Here is a 17,112-nt window from a genome sequence, read left to right on the forward strand (position 1 = left end):
AAGGCGATTCCCTATCCCAAATCTAAAATGGTATTAGACTTTCGGATTGGGTCTTCTAATCCAAAATCTAAAATTGGCACAGTTATGCCTATCTCACAGACGTTGAGTGCAAAAGAACAGAGCCAGCCAAAGTTGTATGTTAAAGCGCCAAAGTATAGGGATTGGAATCAGGTTTTTCCTGGAACCAGTCCCTAGTACTCAGTAGAAGAAAACTGAGATGCAAAGCTAGTTGTGGCTAGGGCTTGGTGGAAGCGGGCGATTGCTTCATAGCATCGCCCGCTTTATCTTTGCCCATCGCACCGCCAGCTTTATCTTTGCCCATCGCATCGCCAGCTTTATCTTTGCTCATCGCATCGCCAGCTTTATCTTTGCTCATCGCATCGCCAGCTTTATCTTTGCCCATCGCATCGCCAGTTTTATCTTTGCTCATAGCAGGAGAGGCTTCAGGAGCAACTTGATTGTTGGTTGCAGGAGTGCCAGAGCAAGCAGTGAGACTGGTAGTTAAAATCAGACCGGCAATTAAAAAAAGTGTTTTCCAGTTCATACTTTTGTTTCGTCCTTTGGATAGTTCTTTTTGTATTGATCAGAGGAAACTAAACTACAGGCAGATTCATCAACGCTATTGAGGTCAAGAGGATGCCTTCTTGGAGAAGACTCCATCAGATTGCTACTGCGATCGCTTCAGTGCGTAGCTTGCCGCCTTCTCTACGAGACGCTCCGCGAACGGCATCGCATTTACGTTGCAATGAAATAACGCCTTTGGTTCTAACACAACTTTGAATAATAGTAGTAATAGCGATCGCATCTCTTGTTAAAGGTTATTTTTGATACTCCAGCCCCCGGTGCGCCAGAAGTCAAAGCATTTATGGGCAGCAGGTTTAGGAACATTCAGCAAGACCAAAAAGATGGTTTATCTAGTCAAGTTGAACAAAAATTGATGCCTAAGACTTCATAGGCGATGCCATTCGCGGAGCGTCTCGTAGAGAAGGCGGCAAGCTACGCAACCCAATTTTCTGTGTAATATTTTGTTATTGAAGAATATTTGCGCTTTGATGTTCCTGATACTAATCTATGGCCAACAGAGGAACAAAGCGACTTTTAAGCAACTGCTGGGATATGCGATCGCTAACTAGCGATTAGGGTGGGCACTGTTACCCACCCTCACACTCTAACTTGCTACTGCCTCAGCAGGGGCTGCCTCAACAGCAGCTACGGGTAAATAAACACTAACTTTTTTACGGGTTTTGCCCTTTCTCTCAAACGTTACAACACCGTCGATTAAGGCAAACAGAGTATCATCGCTACCGATACCGACGTTGTTACCAGGGTGAAATTTGGTGCCGCGCTGACGCACGAGAATGTTTCCTGCACGTACAACTTGACCGCCATAACGCTTCACGCCCAGACGTTGGGCATTAGAATCACGACCGTTACGTGTACTACCTGTTCCTTTCTTATGAGCCATGATTTCCTCTTGTGTATCTACTTCTTTTTATTATTCAGCAACGGTTTCAACTTCTTCGGCAGAAGTGTCATCGACAACAGGAACTTCTTCCTCTGCGGGCCCTTGGGCAGCAAACACTGCACCGTTAAGGGTGATGGAGTCAATCATCAGCCTGGTAATTTCCTGACGATGCCCCCGCTTTTTGCGGGTTTTCTTTTTCGGCTTCATTTTGTATACCAGGACTTTACGACCTCTGTAATGTCGCAGTACAGTCCCTTCTACAGTCGCACCTGTCACTAGTGGCTGTCCAATACTAACTTCGCCGTCGTGCTGCACGAGTAATACGGAGTCTATTGTAACTTTTTCATCTGGTTCAATCGCAAGCAGTTCAATATCGTAAAACCGCCCTGGCTCTACTCGTATTTGTTTGCCGCCAGTTTCAATAATTGCGTAGGTCATGGAATTGTCCTTGAGGTTGCCGTACAGGTAGCTGGTTTTTATCTCCATGTAGAGACATGCTTCTGCCAGCTTTTGTAATATGTCTACCTGATCCGAGCAGGAATTAGACAGACAATCTAACATACTATTTTATTAATAGGTGTCAAGTCAAGCTCTAAGAGGATTTTTGGATTTGGCATTGGTGTCTGGTCAGCCTGAAGATGAAAAATCAGCTAATTCACTACTTTGCTTGCGATCGCACATTTTCCAATAGCGGTAAAGAACTAGCCAACAGTCTTCATGGGCAATCATCCACCAGCACGAATGTAAATTTTATTTACAAGTCAGAATAAATGCTTTTTCACTAAAAATTGCTACTATCTTAGGGCTGAATTTTACAAAATAGTAATAGCAGTATTAGCCTACAAGTTATATTTTCTTATCAAAATCAACACATTTTTCCTCTTTGTTTTAAGATCAAACTTATAGATGCTTAATCTAGAAATTATTTACAGAAGTTAGTAAATCCCCAGGAGTTAATTTACCACATTCAAACCTGATATTTCAAACAGGAGATGGATTGTCATGACACAGGAAAATGCTGCCCGACTTTTTCAAGCCGTAAAACAAGATCAAGCATTACAGGAAAGACTCAAAGTAACAGCTGATCCAGAAGCCTTCATCAAGATTGCTCAAGAGCGTGGCTATGATTTCACCGCCAAAGAACTGGACAGTGAGATCAGCAAATTGTCTGAAGAAGATTTAGCCACCATTGTGAATCCAGGATGGGGGACTAGACGCCACATTAATCCTAGATAATTCCTGCTCTAGGAAACCGAAAGTATAGGAACAACTCAATTGACAAGTTTTGCTCCTGAAGGGGATAGCGTTGTATCATCTCCTTTAGGGGCATTCCTATTAAACGCAAAGCTCAGATCCCCGACTTTTCTAAGAAGTGGGGGATCTCGTTGTTGACGAATGATATAAATAGGGCTATATGTACCGATCCTCGGCTATCTTTGTGCTGTGGCAGTATCTATGCAATATCTCAAGAGAGTTAAAAATTCTGGTTCTACTTCCCATTTCCCCACCTGCTTAACTCATGAGTTAGGATGACTATATTTTCATCAGGTTATATGAAAAGAATAGAAGTAGAGCAAAGAACTATTTTAATTGGTTTGGCAGGTAGCCACGGCTATGGTTTAAATCGTCCTGATTCAGATTTTGATTATCGGGGAGTATTTATCGCACCCAAAAGGTACTACTTGGGATTTGATCGGATAGAACAAAAAGATGATGGCTGGGATGAACCAGGAATATTTCCATTCGTTGATGGCAACAAAGACACAGTTATATATGAATTAAGAAAAATCCTCCAGTTATTAGCGGGCGCGAATCCCAATGTTTTAGAATTGCTGTGGTTAAATAACTATCCTTTTTTAAGCGCAGTCGGGCAGCATTTAATTAATCATAAGCAGTTATTTTTGAGTAAAAAGGTAAAACATACTTACACTGGTTATGCCTTTGCCCAAATCAAAAAGATGGAAACTCATCGTAAATGGTTGTTAAAGCCACCGCAAAAAAAACCAATACCATCTGACTTCGCCATAGAAGACGAAGCACCCCTTAGCAAAGATGAGCTAAATGCTTTTCTGGAGTATCTTTATAACTTAATCAGAGGACGGATTGAGTTTTTGGAAGAAGCGGAACAATTATACCAATTGCTGACAGCAGATATTGATTTTAAAGGAGTGTTAAAACAATATACTTTACCCGATGAAACTTTGGAATATACCCAAAAGTTAAGCAATAGTCGTAGAGATTTTATCCGCCTGCTTCAGAAAAGTCAAAGCTATCAAATAGCTTTAAGAGAATGGAAGGCTTACTTATCTTGGCAAGAGAATAGAAATCCTGCTAGGGCAGAAATGGAAAGAAAGTCGGGTTTTGACCTCAAACATGGGATGCACTGCATTAGATTGTTACGCAGTGGAGTAGAAATATTGCAGCAAGGTGAAGTGATTGTAGATAGGAGAATAGCTGGTGATGTTGAGGATTTAAAAGCTATTTTAAAGGGTGAGTATTCTTATGAGCAGGTGATGAAAATGGCAGAAGATTTGGTCGCCGAAATGGAAATTGTTTACGAAAAATCTGCCCTACCTCACAAACCTGATTTAGAGCAAATTAATGAGTTGTGTATGGAATTGGTGGAAATGCAGAATTGGTAAATGAAAAAGGAGAGACGCGATTAATCGCGTCTGTACATTAATTAATTTCTGACTTCTTTACTGATAACTCATAACTAATTTTATAGAGCGTACATTAAGTCAGCAAAGCCATAGAGGCTGATGATCAGCAATAGTGATGCTGTTAGTTGGGTAATTCGTCTCTGGGGTGAGGGGGCGATCGCTTCCCGCACTAAGATAGAAATAGATGCCCCAACTACTAAGCTCAAGCCTAAAATTAAATATGGTCTGTCGGGTAAAATACTCGCTATTGCCAGCATAGCGATCGCTAATAAGAGCATCAATAATTCTACAAACCTGGGCGGGTTGTATTGGCTAGATAGAACAAAGCTGTTGAGCCAAAAAGACCAAAATCTCATAGTCAGTGTTGAATGCTTAGTTAGGAGTTAGGAGTTAGGAGTTAGAAGTTAGGAATTAGGAGTTATATAGTCAGTGCTGAATGTTTAGGTAGAAGTTAGAAGTTGTGAGTTATGAAACAGCTTTTCATTCAAAACTCTTAACTCCTAACTCCTCACTCTTAACTTTTAACCCCTAGCCCCTAACTTTTGACCTGTGCCATTTTTTTGTGCAGTATCACTTTCTGGTAGTTCGACGCCAAAGATGCGGCTAAAAGCTTTGGCGACTTTGTAGCCAGAATCAATCGATTCTAAAGGGTCTTTCCGCAGCCTGTGACGCAAGCATAGCGTAATTACGCGATGGATATCATCAACTGTAACTTCAGTGCGCCCTTCAAATGCTGTTAAGGCTTTGGCGGCGCGGTTACTAACGATGTCACCTCGCAAACCATCTACATCCAGTTCGGAGCAGACTTCAGAAATTTTCACCCGCAGATCATAGTCAATTTTCACTTCTGGCAAAAGCTGTTGAGCATTGACAATTTCCTTTTGCAATGCTTCTTGCTGGGGTTTGTAGTTTTCGAGAAATACTGGCGGATTTTGGTCAAAATCCGCGCGTTGTTCCACGATTTGCACCCGCAAGACTGGTTCTTTTACGGTGTGAATTTCTGCGTGCATCCCAAAGCGATCGAGCAGTTGCGGGCGTAGTTCGCCTTCTTCTGGGTTTCCAGAACCCACAAGAACGAAACGCGCTGGGTGACGGATAGAAATACCTTCCCGTTCTACCGTGTTCCATCCACTAGCGGCGGAGTCGAGTAGCACGTCTACGAGGTGGTCATCTAGTAAGTTGACTTCATCCACATAGAGAATGCCTCGGTTAGCCTTTGCCAGCAGTCCCGGTTCAAAAGCTTTGACACCTTCAGATAAAGCTTTCTCGATGTCGATTGTGCCACAAACTCGGTCTTCTGTGGCTCCTAGCGGCAGGTCTACCATTTGGACTTTTTTCTGAGTTACAGGAATTTCGTCCCCTTGTTCTAACAGTTGGCGGACTTCATCGCTCATCAAGTCGGGGTCGCTAGGATCACTACTGAAGGGGTCATTGGCGACCACTGAAATTTCTGGCAGTAGATCCGCCAGCGCCCGGATAGTTGTGGATTTCCCGGTGCCGCGATCGCCCATGATCATTACACCACCAATTTTGGGGTCAATCACGTTCAATAGCAACGCCAGTTTCATTTCTTCCTGGCCCACAATTGCCGTAAAAGGAAATACTACGCGACGCGCACTTGCCGTGGATTGAGCAGTTGGACTCACTAAATTACCTTAACAATATTTTTCTTATTACAGTTTTCTATTGTGACACAGCTAGGGCGTGGGGGAATGTGAAGATCAGGAGCAGGGGAGTTGTAGTAAGTCTTTTCCCAGTGCCCAATGCCCCATTGCAATGTCTATTGGGCACTAATAACTACTAGCTGCGTCAAGCATCTTATAACTTTGCGAGGTCTGCTTTAGTTTTTCTGGTGCAAAAGTTCTATAAGCAGGGAACGAACAACTACCAACAGATTAATCCTGTAGTAAGCATAAATACTTGTAGACTATATGGTTAATAGATTCAATTATAAAAACGAGTAATGGCGTGTGTGGGTAGCTAATGCATCATTCAAATTTATTTATGAAATCATCTTTTATTGTTCCAAGTTGGTGGCGTAGATGCACAGCAGCTTGTCGTCAGACATTGCTCAAGTATCTTTTTCCAATTCTGATTTTAATATCTTTTGTTACGGTATTGCTGGTAGACAGTTTTACCCCTGCGATTGCACAGATACCCCGTCAGGAAATTCGCGGGGTATGGATGACCAACAATGATTTTGACACCCTCAAGAGTCGCGCCAAAGTGGAGGATGCGGTGAGCCAGCTACAACGGATGAACTTTAACACAATCTATCCTGTGGTGTGGAATTCTGGCTATGTGATGTATCCCAGCGCCCTGGCACAACGTGCAGGTATTCAACCTTTTGTCTACAAAGGTTCAGATGGACATGATATTCTTGCAGACCTGATTAACCAAGCCCATCGCAAAGGATTGCTAGTAATTCCCTGGTTTGAGTTTGGTTTCATGGCTCCCCCAACTTCAGAACTGGCACTGAATTATCCAGATTGGTTCACACAAAAGCGGGATGGAAGCCAAACTTCGATCAGTGCAGGGGGTGAGGTGATGTGGCTCAATCCGTTCCATCCACAAGTGCAACAGTTCATTACCAATCTTGTGCTGGAAACTCTTACCCAATATGATGCCGATGGCATTCAGTTTGACGATCACATGAGTTTGCCCTACGAATTTGGCTACGATAAATATACAGTTGCCTTGTACACCCAAGAAACCAATAATGCTCCCCCAACTAATCCCCAAGATGCCGCATGGGTACAGTGGCGGGCAGATAAAATTACGGCGTTCATGGTACAACTTAACCAAGCTGTGAAGCAGAGAAAACCCCAGGCGATTTTCTCTGTTTCTCCTAATTACTATGATTTAGCTTACAAGTTTCACCTGCAAGATTGGCTGAGTTGGATACGGCTAAATATTGTGGACGAGTTAATTGTGCAAATTTATCGTCCGAATCTGCAAAGTTTTGTGGCAAATATTTCTCGCCCAGAAATTCAAGAAGCGCAACAAATAATTCCAACTGGAATTGGCATTATGGCAGGCTTACGAAACAATCCAGTTTCCATGCAGCAAATTAAGTCTCAGGTACGGGCTGTCCAAGAACGCGGTTTAGGTGTAACTTTCTTTTATTATGAAAGTCTTTGGAACGATGCCCTAGAACCTTTAAACGAGCGGCAAGCTGGATTTGAAAGTCTCTTTCCATCTCCCGCACTCCGCGCCAAAATTGAATAAATTTTCTGTTGAAGATGATGTTTCTGTACTAGAAATTACAGCAGTTTTCATGTATTTGAACCACATCTGTCGTAGGGACACAGTATTCGTGTGCCCCTACTGCGTGGTCTATTTAAGACGAAAATAGCTGTAAGGTTTTTACGGCTAATGGTAGTGCGATCGCCTGTTGTCCTGAAAGGCTCAGATTCCTAACTTCTCCAAAGAAGCCGGGGAGCGATCGCCCCCAAAAAATGCGATCGCAACCGGAATTTGACTTAAAGAATACCCAGGTGAGTTAATTGGTCGCATCGCTCTAGAACATGCGCGATCGCACTTAGCAGATGGGACATGATAAATTTACGCCTCTTCTTTTAAATAGCACTTGCCTTATGTTCGGTCATTTCGGGTGAGCGCTGCTTGCCGATTCTCAAGCCAAAAAGTGACCAATAATTCAGATTTCCATTGGTCATTAAGCCACAATCATTCTTCTGGGGTTGCGACTGTATTCCCTTGTGATTCCAGCTTTGACTCGCTTTTCATTGGCTGGCATCTGCTTTGTTGTGGACTGAGTTTAAACTTTGATGGTTACAGATGAACATAGGAATAATCGAGTCTTATAATAGCGGATTTTTAGACGTTGTACCAGAGGGTGAAGACAGCGACTATTGGCAGATTGCAGCTATACATATCAATGGCCAAGCCTACTGCCCTACTCCTCGGCTTTATCGAAGTGAAAAAGTGGCATTGACAAAAGCTGCACAAATTTATGATTGGCTAGCTGACCACGAAGGAGAAATTAGTAATGGGGCTTGCAACTGCGAAAAATTGAAACTGATTCTATGGCAGCAACCGAAAGTATCTTAGTTGACCTTGTATTAATAGCTGCTTAGAGTAAGCCTGTAGTCCCTGCCTCAAGTGTGGGGATTTTCTTTGTAGGTGCGTAGGCGATCGCGAGTGCGTCTGGTAGAGTTGCCCGTCGCAGACATCGCAAGAAGGTAGCATTGCTCTTGTTGACTTTTCCTCTCTACGAACGCGAATAGCGTGTCGCAGACAGACGCTCTGCGCGTTCGATTGTATTTTCTAAAGCAATACGCTTGGGTTAAGCCCCAAATCCAATGCAAGAGACGTTGCAATTGCTAGTCTCTACATACCTAAAATCCTTAATGGAGCCGCCCTTTATAGCGATCGCTCCTAGTCTAACTTTGATTCTAAGAATTTTTAAGTTACTTTCTACCTCGAAGAGCGCATTTCTTGCTGGCGCATCGGCATAGCGTCAATTTGCTCAAAAATTGCTGTCGCTGCGACTGGTGTCGTGTCTTGGCGCTTAATACCACCATCTTTGCCCACCAAAATGACGCGAAAATTTTCTTGATCAACCCCAAAGCGATTTCGCAAATTGGCAACAGAAGACTCATCTATTAACTGTCCATTGGCATAGCTTTTATTTGTTGCCAAAACCTGAACGAGAACTAAATCCCGGTCTTTAAAACCGCTTTTTTGCTGGTCAAATAAATGCATCTGCTGCTGATAGCTTAGGTTATCAACAGACGGTGCAAAGACTAGTAAGACGCGGTTTTGCCATTTTTGGGAACTGAGGTTAAATGAAGACATTTTGATGGCTTGGGTTGAACCTTGGACAGTACCAGCAATGCTGACTGGCGATAGAACTATAGACATTAATAGAGTCAGGGCGATTAATACTGAGTTATTCACTTCGGTGTTGAGATGAGCGTTCCACTATCTCAAACTATCATAGGAATAGACGGGATGCGGAAAACGAGCGCATCTTTAGACGAGCGTTGCAGCCCGCCAACTCTACCAGACTCAGAGGAAAACCTGGCGATCGCCCAGCCCACCTAATCCTGACTCAGAGAACTAATTGAAAAATGCCGATATTTAGCGATTAGTTATTAATGATTCTTCACGACTAGCTGATGACACCAGTGGCGGGCGCAGGCAAAGATAAGCAAGAGAACCAAGTAGGGGAACAAACACCACCGCTAAAAATACCTGGGCATTAGGGAAACGGTGACGAGCCATATCATCACCAACAACAGTAGGAAATAAAAGATAAAACAAACAAAATGCCAAGCTCATGCCATTGATAAAGCGATCGCTTTGGAACTGCTGCACATAATCTCCCCAATCACCGAAGCCAAAACCATAGACAAGCAAAATAACTGTGCTGAAAGTTAAGACGATACCGTAAAGGCGAGAATCCAGCAGATTCAAAAAAGCATCTTTTTGTCCGGAAAATTGTTGATTTGGTTCACGCAAAGCCAAATACGGCAAAAGACCAAGTACACCTGAACCCACTGATGCTATGGCAAAAGGCCAAAAAGGAATCCATTGCATCCGGCCATCAATGAACAATAAACCACTATAAATTAATAGCCAAATACCCACTAGAGAAAATAAAGAAAGGATAATTGGATTAATAGCAGCCCACTGAAGAGTAAATATATTTTTCAAGAGCGTTAGCGTTTCATCTAAGTGCAAGGGCGGTGCCAACAATAAAATATAGGCGATAAATCCAGCCCACAGTAACCACAATGCCAGTTTAAAAGTTATAATCTTCATTTGGTTGCATAAAATTATTTCAAAGACAGAATTAAATAAAACTATCAATTAGTTAAATCCTGGCTGCATTGTAAATTATGAATCCTCTGCTTGTTGTCGCTCAATGGGTAGAGCTTCTACAGTTGAAAAAGGTAACATAGTTGCTCAAGTCCAATCCTCTAACCTAGCGCGATAGTGGGACTGACACATGTATTTTCTAGTCAAAGCCAGTTACCAACTAAAACATAAGGTGCCCAGTAGCCAGGACGACTGTAATTGGGATAATCTTTTAACAACTTTACTTGGGCGCGACGTAAGGCTTCAGCCTTGGTCACGTTATTTTTAACTAATTCACGATAAAATTCACCAATTAAGATAGCAGTAGATTTATCACTAATATGCCACAGTGAAGCTAAAGTACTACGGGCACCAGCTTTCACGGATGTTCCTGCTAGCCCTAGCGTGGCGCGATTGTCACCAGCAGCAGTTTGGCAAGCACTCAAAACCAGCAATTCCAAGGCTTCTGAGCGAGTTTGATCCCGATGCCGCAGCAAGCTATCAAATTGCATCACGTTGATCGGCCCATCAGCAGCAAGTATAAAAGTATTCTCAGCACGGGAGCTAAATTGACCGTGGGTTGCCAGATGTAACACATTAAATGGCACAGCATTTACCTTACTCTCTAGGTTTTTGCTGTTGAAATCCCGATCTAGTAACTGGGTGGTAGACGCGATCGCTTGCGAAATGGAGTTGAATTCTGATTTAATCTCTGGTAAAGGTGGAAATTGCTGTTGAAAGTCTTGTGGTGGCTGTACTAACCCAGCAGCTAGTACGTTGAGTTTTGTTTGTGTCAAGGGTTTGGGTGGGAGTAACTGGAGTCCCAAACTGAGTGCTACAGCATATTTTTCTACCAGATATTGCTGACCATCATACAGTATAGCCATTGGCACGTTTCGCAAGATTCCATCCAGTACAAATACAAGGGTTTTGACTCCACTTTCTTTTAAATCTGACTCAATTTCTTTGATTAACCACCCATAGACTTCCTGTGACAGCGCCTGCACTTCCTCAGTCATATCAGGTTCTAAAAGATACTCTCTGAGTTCTCTTAGAGTAGCTTCTACTTCCTTCTGTGACTTGTTTACTGTATAATTACGCAATGGCTGGTTAGGAATTTTGACAATCACTTGCAGTTGAGAAGGCAGAATAATTGGATAAATGATTGCAGATGTGGGATTATCTTTATCTACCACTGTGTCAAGCAAAACAGTTTTGGCATTAATGCAAGCTTCCCGGAAAAAGTCGTCTAATTCCGCCAATTGTAGTGCTTCAATCCTCTGCCTAGCTTTGTCTAGGGTTGCTTCGCTTGGATGAGTTTGCTGAAACTGCAACAGTAATTCTACGGACTCTCGATATACAGGTTCTACACTTTCTTTAAAGGAGAACTGGACATCTCGATTCACAACAACTAAGTCACTACGAAGAGTCTGCAATTCACTGACCGCAGTATCATAGGCAGAAATAGCGCCCTTAATCTCTCCCTGCTGTTTTAACAAGCGTCCCAACTGCCAATGCCAATGATAAGCGATATCTGGGGCGTTGATTGTTTGGGCTATAATCAGTGCCTGCTGGGTGAGGTTCTGGGCAATTGACCATTGTTTAGTTTGCTCGTATACACTGCCGAGAGTCCCAATGGCAAAGCTTTCGGCTCGCTTATCTGCCAAATCTTGAGCTTGTTGCAAAGCTGTGGCGCAGATTTGAGCGATCGCTTGGGGTGTAGTTCCAAATTTCATCAAGGTTTGAGCTAGATTAATCCGTGCATAGATAGTTGTCACAGAAGCAGGTAGTTGTGCCAGTTGAGTTTGGATTTGCGGCAATAGTGTCTGCGCGGCTGGTGTTTGTCCCGCGTTCACTAGCAAGCTAAACTGATTTATTTGAGCCTGAACTTTGGTAATCCGGTTAGGAGCGATCGCAGCAGCTTGCTGATAGAAGTCTATTGCCCCTTTAAAATCTTGCTGTACTTGTGCCGTGTTGCCTAAACTGAACAAAGCAGCGCTCACATCCTGGGGAGAATCCAATTCTTGGGCAATTGACAAACTTTGCTGTAATATCTGATGGGATTGATCCAAATCTCCGGCTAATTGCAAAGCATCACCGAAAGACCGTAATTCTACTGCTTTTGTGAGTGAATTAGGTTTTGATTGTAACTGCTGCTCTAATTGAGTCAAGATTGCCAAACCCCGACGGTAAAACCCCAAAACTTGCCATGCTTGTGCTTGGTTGATGCGATCGCGGGTAATGCCATTTTGATCACCTAATTGCTTATAGCTCACTTGGGCACGTTGCCACGTATTAAGTGCCTGTTGGGCTTGTCCCAAATCTAGTTGAATACTACCTTGAATATCCAGAATTGGAGCCAGAACCTGAAGATTTTGGCCAGTAGAGGATTTTTCGAGCAACTTCAAGCTATCTGTAATTGCCTGTTGCGCTGGTGTCAAATTACCCAGTTTTTGATATGCCAATGCCAAATTACTTAATGCCACAGCTTGCCGCAATTCATTGCCTTGGCTGCCATAACTTTTAACTGCTTGTTGCAAAACTTTAACAGCTTCTGCAAACTGTCCTGCCTCATACAGCACTTTACCTTGTTGCAGTAAGTCTTGTGTTGGTGCAGTCGGATTTGGGATTGACACTCCAAGAGTTGCGGTATGTTGTGTCTCTACAGTTGCAGCAACAGGAAAAGTAATAACGCACAAAAAAGCTGTCACCAGAACCAAGAGAATGAAAACAGGCAAGTCACGGATTTTAAAAAGACGAATGAACCATCTGTTACCCATGCGTTGCCACTGATTGTTTTTATGACTCTTGGGTTTCATGGGAATTCCTCCCCATACTCTTGGGGTAACGAATTATTGATTACAGGATATGGCAGAGGGAATAAAAGAACTTTGCTCAGATTGAGCCACAAGGATAATATCACCCTTAGCATCGACAATCCATCCTTGAGCCTCCACAATCTGATTAGTATATCTGGTAACAGATGTAGTAGATAAATTATCCCTTACTCTCTCTGTTGCTTGTGCGGGCAAATCTACCCAACTAGTAATCACTGCTCGTCCCCGCAACGGTTCATTAGGATTTTGCGGTAATCCACCTCGTCCTGTAGCGATAAAACGACTGGCGTTTTGTCCTCTTCTGGGTGTGCAACCTTGGGCGATTTGTTGGGATGCATCCACGAGGTTGGAGGGTAGTTGAATTAAGCCGCGACTTGGGTCTACATCAGGGGTGTTAATAGTTACTGTACCACTGACTCCCAATTGCGAACTTGCTGTAATGTCGCTCTTTTCGGTTGGGCTTTTTTGCGGGATAATACCGAAAAGCCCGTCTAATGTAATATCAACTCTACCACCTATACCAGTGAAGGCGTTAGCGCTGATATCGCTATTTTCTTTGGGAACTGCAACGATAAATCTTGAGTTGATATTAATGTTACCGCCATTGCCACCTAATTTTTCTGTACCTGCATTAGTGGAGATTTCACTGTTACGACGGAGTAAGAGTAAGTCGCTATTGACGTTGATGTTACCACCGTTACCGGATGCAGATTCAGCGTTGAGTTTACCTTGGTTGTCTAAGGTAATTTCGGGTGAGTTGATTTCGATGTCGCCCGTGATTCCTGAACCAGAAGCACTGACAAAGAAGCCACTGTTAGCACCAATATTTCTGACTTTGCTAGGAAATTTAGCACTTCTGTTATTGTAATTAGAGTCACTACCGCTAATAATCACTTTATCAGTAGCGTTGACTGTAATTTTACCTGCACGTCCATTGCCTGAGGTAGTGGTGAGTTGTCCACCATTAAGTGCTTCAAAGACATTTGCATTCACCGTAATATCGCCACCCTTACGATCATTTCTAGTGCGTGCATCTAACAAAGCGCCGTCTGATACACGAAAGATATTGGTGTTTACAGTGATATTGCTACCTTTGCCAGTGGAATCTGAAAAAGTATTAGTAAATAAAGCACTAGAATTTCCACTTTCTTGACTAGTTCCAGAAACATTTACTGCATCTTTTGCATTGATGCTAATATTCCCCGCATTCCCCACTCCAGAAGTTGCGGCATTAAGTTTAGCGCTATCTCTTAATGAAAAGTCACCAGAATCGATGGTAATATTACCCCCATTACCAACAGTCCCCTTTTCTACTTCGCTCACAATCGCACTGGAAAAACCGTTTTTCTCCCCAGCAATATCAACAGCACCAGTAACTTTCACACTGACATTACCTGCATCGCCTCTTCCTGCTGGTTGGGTGGCGGATGCACCACGAGTAATGGTTAGTAGTCGAGCGCCATCAGTAAGTGACAGGGTGGCGGCATTAATGTCGATATTACCACCCTTACCCACACCTCTTGGTTCTACTGTGCTGAAGATGTAAGCATTATCTGCAAGGGAAACAGCATTTTTTGCACCCACTGTCACATTCCCTGCATTCCCTTCTCCATAAGTTGAGCTAATAAGTTGAGCGCTATCTCGAAATGAGAAGTCACCAGCATTAATGGTAATATTACCCCCATTACCAACTGTTCCAGTTTCCACCCTGCTCACAATCGCACTGAGAAAACCGTTTTTCTCCCCAGCAATATCAACAGCACCAGTAACTTTCACACTGACATTACCTGCATCGCCTCTTCCTGCTGGTTGGGTGGCGGATGCACCACGAGTAATGGTTAGTAGTTCAGCACCATCAGTGAGTGAGAGTGAAGCAGCATTGATGACGATGTTGCCTCCTTTACCCACACCTCCTGCTTCCACCGTGCTGAGGATGCCTACATTACCTGCAAGGGAAACAGCATTTTTTGCACCCACTCTCACATTCCCCGCATTCCCCTGTCCATAAGTTGAGGCAGAAAGAAAAGCGCCATCAGTGAGTGAGAGGGTGGCTGCATTGATGTCGATATTACCACCCTTACCCACACCTCCTGCTTCGACTACGCTGAAGATGTAAGCATTACCTGCAAAGGAAACAGCATTTTTTGCACTCAGTGTCACATTCCCCGCATTCCCTTGTCCAGAAGTTGAGGCAGAAAGTACAGCGCCATCTCGTAATGAGAAGTCACCAGAATCAATGGTAATATTACCCCCATTGCCTACTGTCCCCATGTCCACACTACTGAAAATCGCACTGGCAAAACCGTTATTCTGCCCAGCAATATCAACAACACCTGTTACCTTAACATTGACATTGCCTGCATCCCCTCTTCCTGCTGGTTGAGTAAGAGATGCTTTACGAGTACTGGTTAGCAGTTGAGCGCCATCAGTGAGTAAGAGTGAAGTAGCATTGATGTCAATATTGCCTCCCTTACCTACACCTCCGGCTTCCACAGTGCTGAGGATGCCAGAAGCCTTACCTGCAAGGTCAACAGCATTTTTTGCACCCACTGTCACATTCCCCGCATTCCCTTGTCCATAAATTGAGGCAGAAAGTTGAGCGCCATCTCGTAATGAGAATGAACCAGAATCGATGGTTATGTTACCCCCATTACCTTTTGATCCCAAGCTTACATTATTGAAAATAAAGCTCTCAGAAGCAATTTTGATTTCCCCTGTCGCATTCAGCGTAATATCCCCTGCAACAGTCTCAGGTGTCCCTAAACCTTGAGCAATACCAGCAGAAAGCTTACTTCCTCCCAAAATCTCTAAGTTATGGGCATTGATTGCAATATTACCGCCACCAGCACCTTCTACATATATAGCGGCTTGATTCGTTAGCGATATATCTGCACGAGTCACATTTTTAGGAAATCCCAGCCTCAAATTATCTCTATCAAAAAGAAGATTAATATTTCCCGGTGCTGCTAATCCCCCTAATTCAACTCTCCCACCAAGAGCATTTAATTGCCCACCATCCATGCTGACATTACCACCCACTAGCAGCAAACTCTTACCATCTGGTACACGTAGACCAAATGTATCGAAACCTGATGGGTCTACTCCGGCTGGGGAAACTGAGTTATTTTGAATCGATGTGGTGGCAATTTGATTGAATAGTAAAGCTGAAGGATTGACCGTTAACAATGCAGGAGTATTCGGATTCGTTGCACTGAAAAAACCTTGATTACCAAACCCAATAGCATTTGCAGTCGTTGCAACAAAGGAACCTCCGACATTCAATTGGGCATTTTTGCCAAAAATAATCCCATTGGGATTAAGTAGAAACAGGTTTGCTGTACCCGACGCGCGGATTAACCCATCAATGTTAGAAACTGACTTACCCGTTACCCTGCTAATGATGTTCTGAATGTCAAGAGCATTATTAAAGAAAGCAGTGCTTCCAGTGGGAACGGAAAACTCCCCAAAGCTGTGGAACAGATTGCCAGCTGCTCTGGTTCCTCCTTCAATAATTCTGGTGTTATCTTCTAGTTTGACGGTGGAATTATTACGTAGAGTGGCATCGGGGGTAATTTGAGCAAAAGCGCAATTTGCCCAAAAAGCGATCGCAATTCCCGTCCCCACACAAACAGCAATTGTTGAATCAAGGTTAGTTTGTATAGTTATTGTGGTGATGGGTATTTTAGCCTGTGTCATCGCTTTAGGGTTAGCGTTCGCGTAGCGTCTCGTAGAGAAGCTCGCCGTTCGCCCAGCGTCTCGTAGAGAAGGCATCGCTTCAATGCTTTGGCCTAATTTTATTCTGCTAAGAGTAGGGAAAATTAATAACTTTTCTTAAGAAATACTTAGATAATCGGAATTCCTCCCCCTTACTCTTCTACAGTGTACACACAAGTATGACCAGCATAGGTTTCAATTCTAGTAAGTAGGTAGGCATAAACAAACCTAACTATGTAACGAAATATAAAATCATCGAAACCTTTGCGATTGCTTCGTTCCACTCGCAATGACCTAGTTATAAATTTTCCCGCCTACCTACTTAGTTTCGTAGTAGCGCATCTTGGCTAAAATAGTGCATTAGGTGTAAGTTGGGTTGACGTAAGGAAACCCAACCTACAATTTTTTTGCAACATTTGAGTAATGACACGCCAATAGAGTGCGTTATGGACAGGCCGAAATAACAAATGCGATCCCCGAAATAACAAATGCGATCGCCGAAATAACAAATGCGATCGCCGAAATAACAAATGAGTTCGCCGAAATAACAAATGGGTTCGCCGAAATAACAAATGCGATCGCCGAAATAACAAATGCGATCGCCGAAATA

The 17,112-nt window shown here is 43.3% G+C and carries 15 protein-coding genes; 6 read left to right on the forward strand and 9 right to left on the reverse strand.

What is annotated here, in order from left to right:
* Nucleotides 1–235: 235 nt before the first annotated feature.
* Nucleotides 236–544, reverse strand: a complete 309-nt coding sequence (locus HWQ23_RS27685; protein ID WP_292835831.1) for a hypothetical protein — start codon at nucleotides 542–544, stop codon at nucleotides 236–238.
* Nucleotides 545–636: 92 nt separating this feature from the next.
* Here HWQ23_RS27685 and HWQ23_RS27690 point away from each other — a divergent pair, with 92 nt between their 5' ends.
* Nucleotides 637–780, forward strand: a complete 144-nt coding sequence (locus tag HWQ23_RS27690) for a hypothetical protein (protein ID WP_292835834.1) — start codon at nucleotides 637–639, stop codon at nucleotides 778–780.
* A gap of 388 nt (nucleotides 781–1,168) precedes the next feature.
* Here the strand turns inward: HWQ23_RS27690 and rpmA are convergent, their stop codons facing one another.
* Together rpmA and rplU are read right to left on the reverse strand one after the other, a co-directional pair.
* Nucleotides 1,169–1,465, reverse strand: a complete 297-nt coding sequence (rpmA, locus tag HWQ23_RS27695) for a 50S ribosomal protein L27 (protein ID WP_179068071.1) — start codon at nucleotides 1,463–1,465, stop codon at nucleotides 1,169–1,171.
* Between the two features lie 30 nt (nucleotides 1,466–1,495).
* Nucleotides 1,496–1,903 carry a 50S ribosomal protein L21 gene (gene rplU / locus HWQ23_RS27700; RefSeq protein WP_292835863.1) on the reverse strand — a complete coding sequence of 136 codons (408 nt, stop codon included), beginning with the start codon at nucleotides 1,901–1,903 and terminating at the stop codon, nucleotides 1,496–1,498.
* Between the two features lie 200 nt (nucleotides 1,904–2,103).
* Here rplU and HWQ23_RS27705 point away from each other — a divergent pair, with 200 nt between their 5' ends.
* The 3 genes from HWQ23_RS27705 (at nucleotide 2,104) to HWQ23_RS27715 (ending at nucleotide 4,107) form a co-directional block, all read left to right on the forward strand.
* A complete protein-coding gene (locus HWQ23_RS27705; protein WP_292835837.1) occupies nucleotides 2,104–2,235 on the forward strand; it encodes a hypothetical protein in 132 nt (43 codons plus the stop codon).
* A gap of 232 nt (nucleotides 2,236–2,467) precedes the next feature.
* A complete protein-coding gene (locus HWQ23_RS27710; protein ID WP_292835840.1) occupies nucleotides 2,468–2,701 on the forward strand; it encodes a Nif11-like leader peptide family natural product precursor in 234 nt (77 codons plus the stop codon).
* 317 nt (nucleotides 2,702–3,018) lie between these two features.
* Nucleotides 3,019–4,107 carry a nucleotidyltransferase domain-containing protein gene (locus tag HWQ23_RS27715; protein ID WP_292835842.1) on the forward strand — a complete coding sequence of 363 codons (1,089 nt, stop codon included), beginning with the start codon at nucleotides 3,019–3,021 and terminating at the stop codon, nucleotides 4,105–4,107.
* Between the two features lie 80 nt (nucleotides 4,108–4,187).
* Here HWQ23_RS27715 and HWQ23_RS27720 read toward each other — a convergent pair whose 3' ends face one another.
* Together HWQ23_RS27720 and bchI are read right to left on the reverse strand one after the other, a co-directional pair.
* A complete protein-coding gene (locus HWQ23_RS27720) occupies nucleotides 4,188–4,484 on the reverse strand; it encodes a hypothetical protein (protein WP_292835845.1) in 297 nt (98 codons plus the stop codon).
* 165 nt (nucleotides 4,485–4,649) lie between these two features.
* Nucleotides 4,650–5,774 carry a magnesium chelatase ATPase subunit I gene (bchI, locus tag HWQ23_RS27725; protein WP_292835848.1) on the reverse strand — a complete coding sequence of 375 codons (1,125 nt, stop codon included), beginning with the start codon at nucleotides 5,772–5,774 and terminating at the stop codon, nucleotides 4,650–4,652.
* A 358-nt stretch (nucleotides 5,775–6,132) separates the two neighbouring features.
* Here bchI and HWQ23_RS27730 point away from each other — a divergent pair, with 358 nt between their 5' ends.
* Together HWQ23_RS27730 and HWQ23_RS27735 are read left to right on the forward strand one after the other, a co-directional pair.
* On the forward strand, nucleotides 6,133–7,356 hold the full coding sequence (locus HWQ23_RS27730) for a glycoside hydrolase family 10-like protein (RefSeq protein WP_292835851.1): 1,224 nt from the start codon (nucleotides 6,133–6,135) through the stop codon (nucleotides 7,354–7,356).
* Nucleotides 7,357–7,926: 570 nt separating this feature from the next.
* Nucleotides 7,927–8,199, forward strand: coding sequence for a hypothetical protein (locus HWQ23_RS27735; RefSeq protein WP_292835854.1), 273 nt, complete (start codon nucleotides 7,927–7,929; stop codon nucleotides 8,197–8,199).
* Nucleotides 8,200–8,565: 366 nt separating this feature from the next.
* Here HWQ23_RS27735 and HWQ23_RS27740 read toward each other — a convergent pair whose 3' ends face one another.
* From HWQ23_RS27740 to HWQ23_RS27755, 4 genes are all read right to left on the reverse strand, one after another.
* Nucleotides 8,566–9,048 (reverse strand): DUF4174 domain-containing protein, encoded by a 483-nt coding sequence (locus HWQ23_RS27740; RefSeq protein WP_292835857.1) that lies wholly within the window; start codon nucleotides 9,046–9,048, stop codon nucleotides 8,566–8,568.
* Between the two features lie 183 nt (nucleotides 9,049–9,231).
* Entirely contained in the window at nucleotides 9,232–9,906 is a 675-nt protein-coding gene (locus HWQ23_RS27745) for a hypothetical protein (protein ID WP_292835866.1), read from the reverse strand.
* A 209-nt stretch (nucleotides 9,907–10,115) separates the two neighbouring features.
* Nucleotides 10,116–12,731 carry a CHAT domain-containing protein gene (locus tag HWQ23_RS27750; protein WP_292835869.1) on the reverse strand — a complete coding sequence of 872 codons (2,616 nt, stop codon included), beginning with the start codon at nucleotides 12,729–12,731 and terminating at the stop codon, nucleotides 10,116–10,118.
* A gap of 72 nt (nucleotides 12,732–12,803) precedes the next feature.
* Nucleotides 12,804–16,484 (reverse strand): two-partner secretion domain-containing protein, encoded by a 3,681-nt coding sequence (locus HWQ23_RS27755; protein WP_292835860.1) that lies wholly within the window; start codon nucleotides 16,482–16,484, stop codon nucleotides 12,804–12,806.
* Nucleotides 16,485–17,112: the final 628 nt, after the last annotated feature.

Origin of the sequence: Nostoc sp. JL33 (genome assembly GCF_017114985.1) — a bacterium.
Classification (GTDB): domain Bacteria; phylum Cyanobacteriota; class Cyanobacteriia; order Cyanobacteriales; family Nostocaceae; genus Nostoc.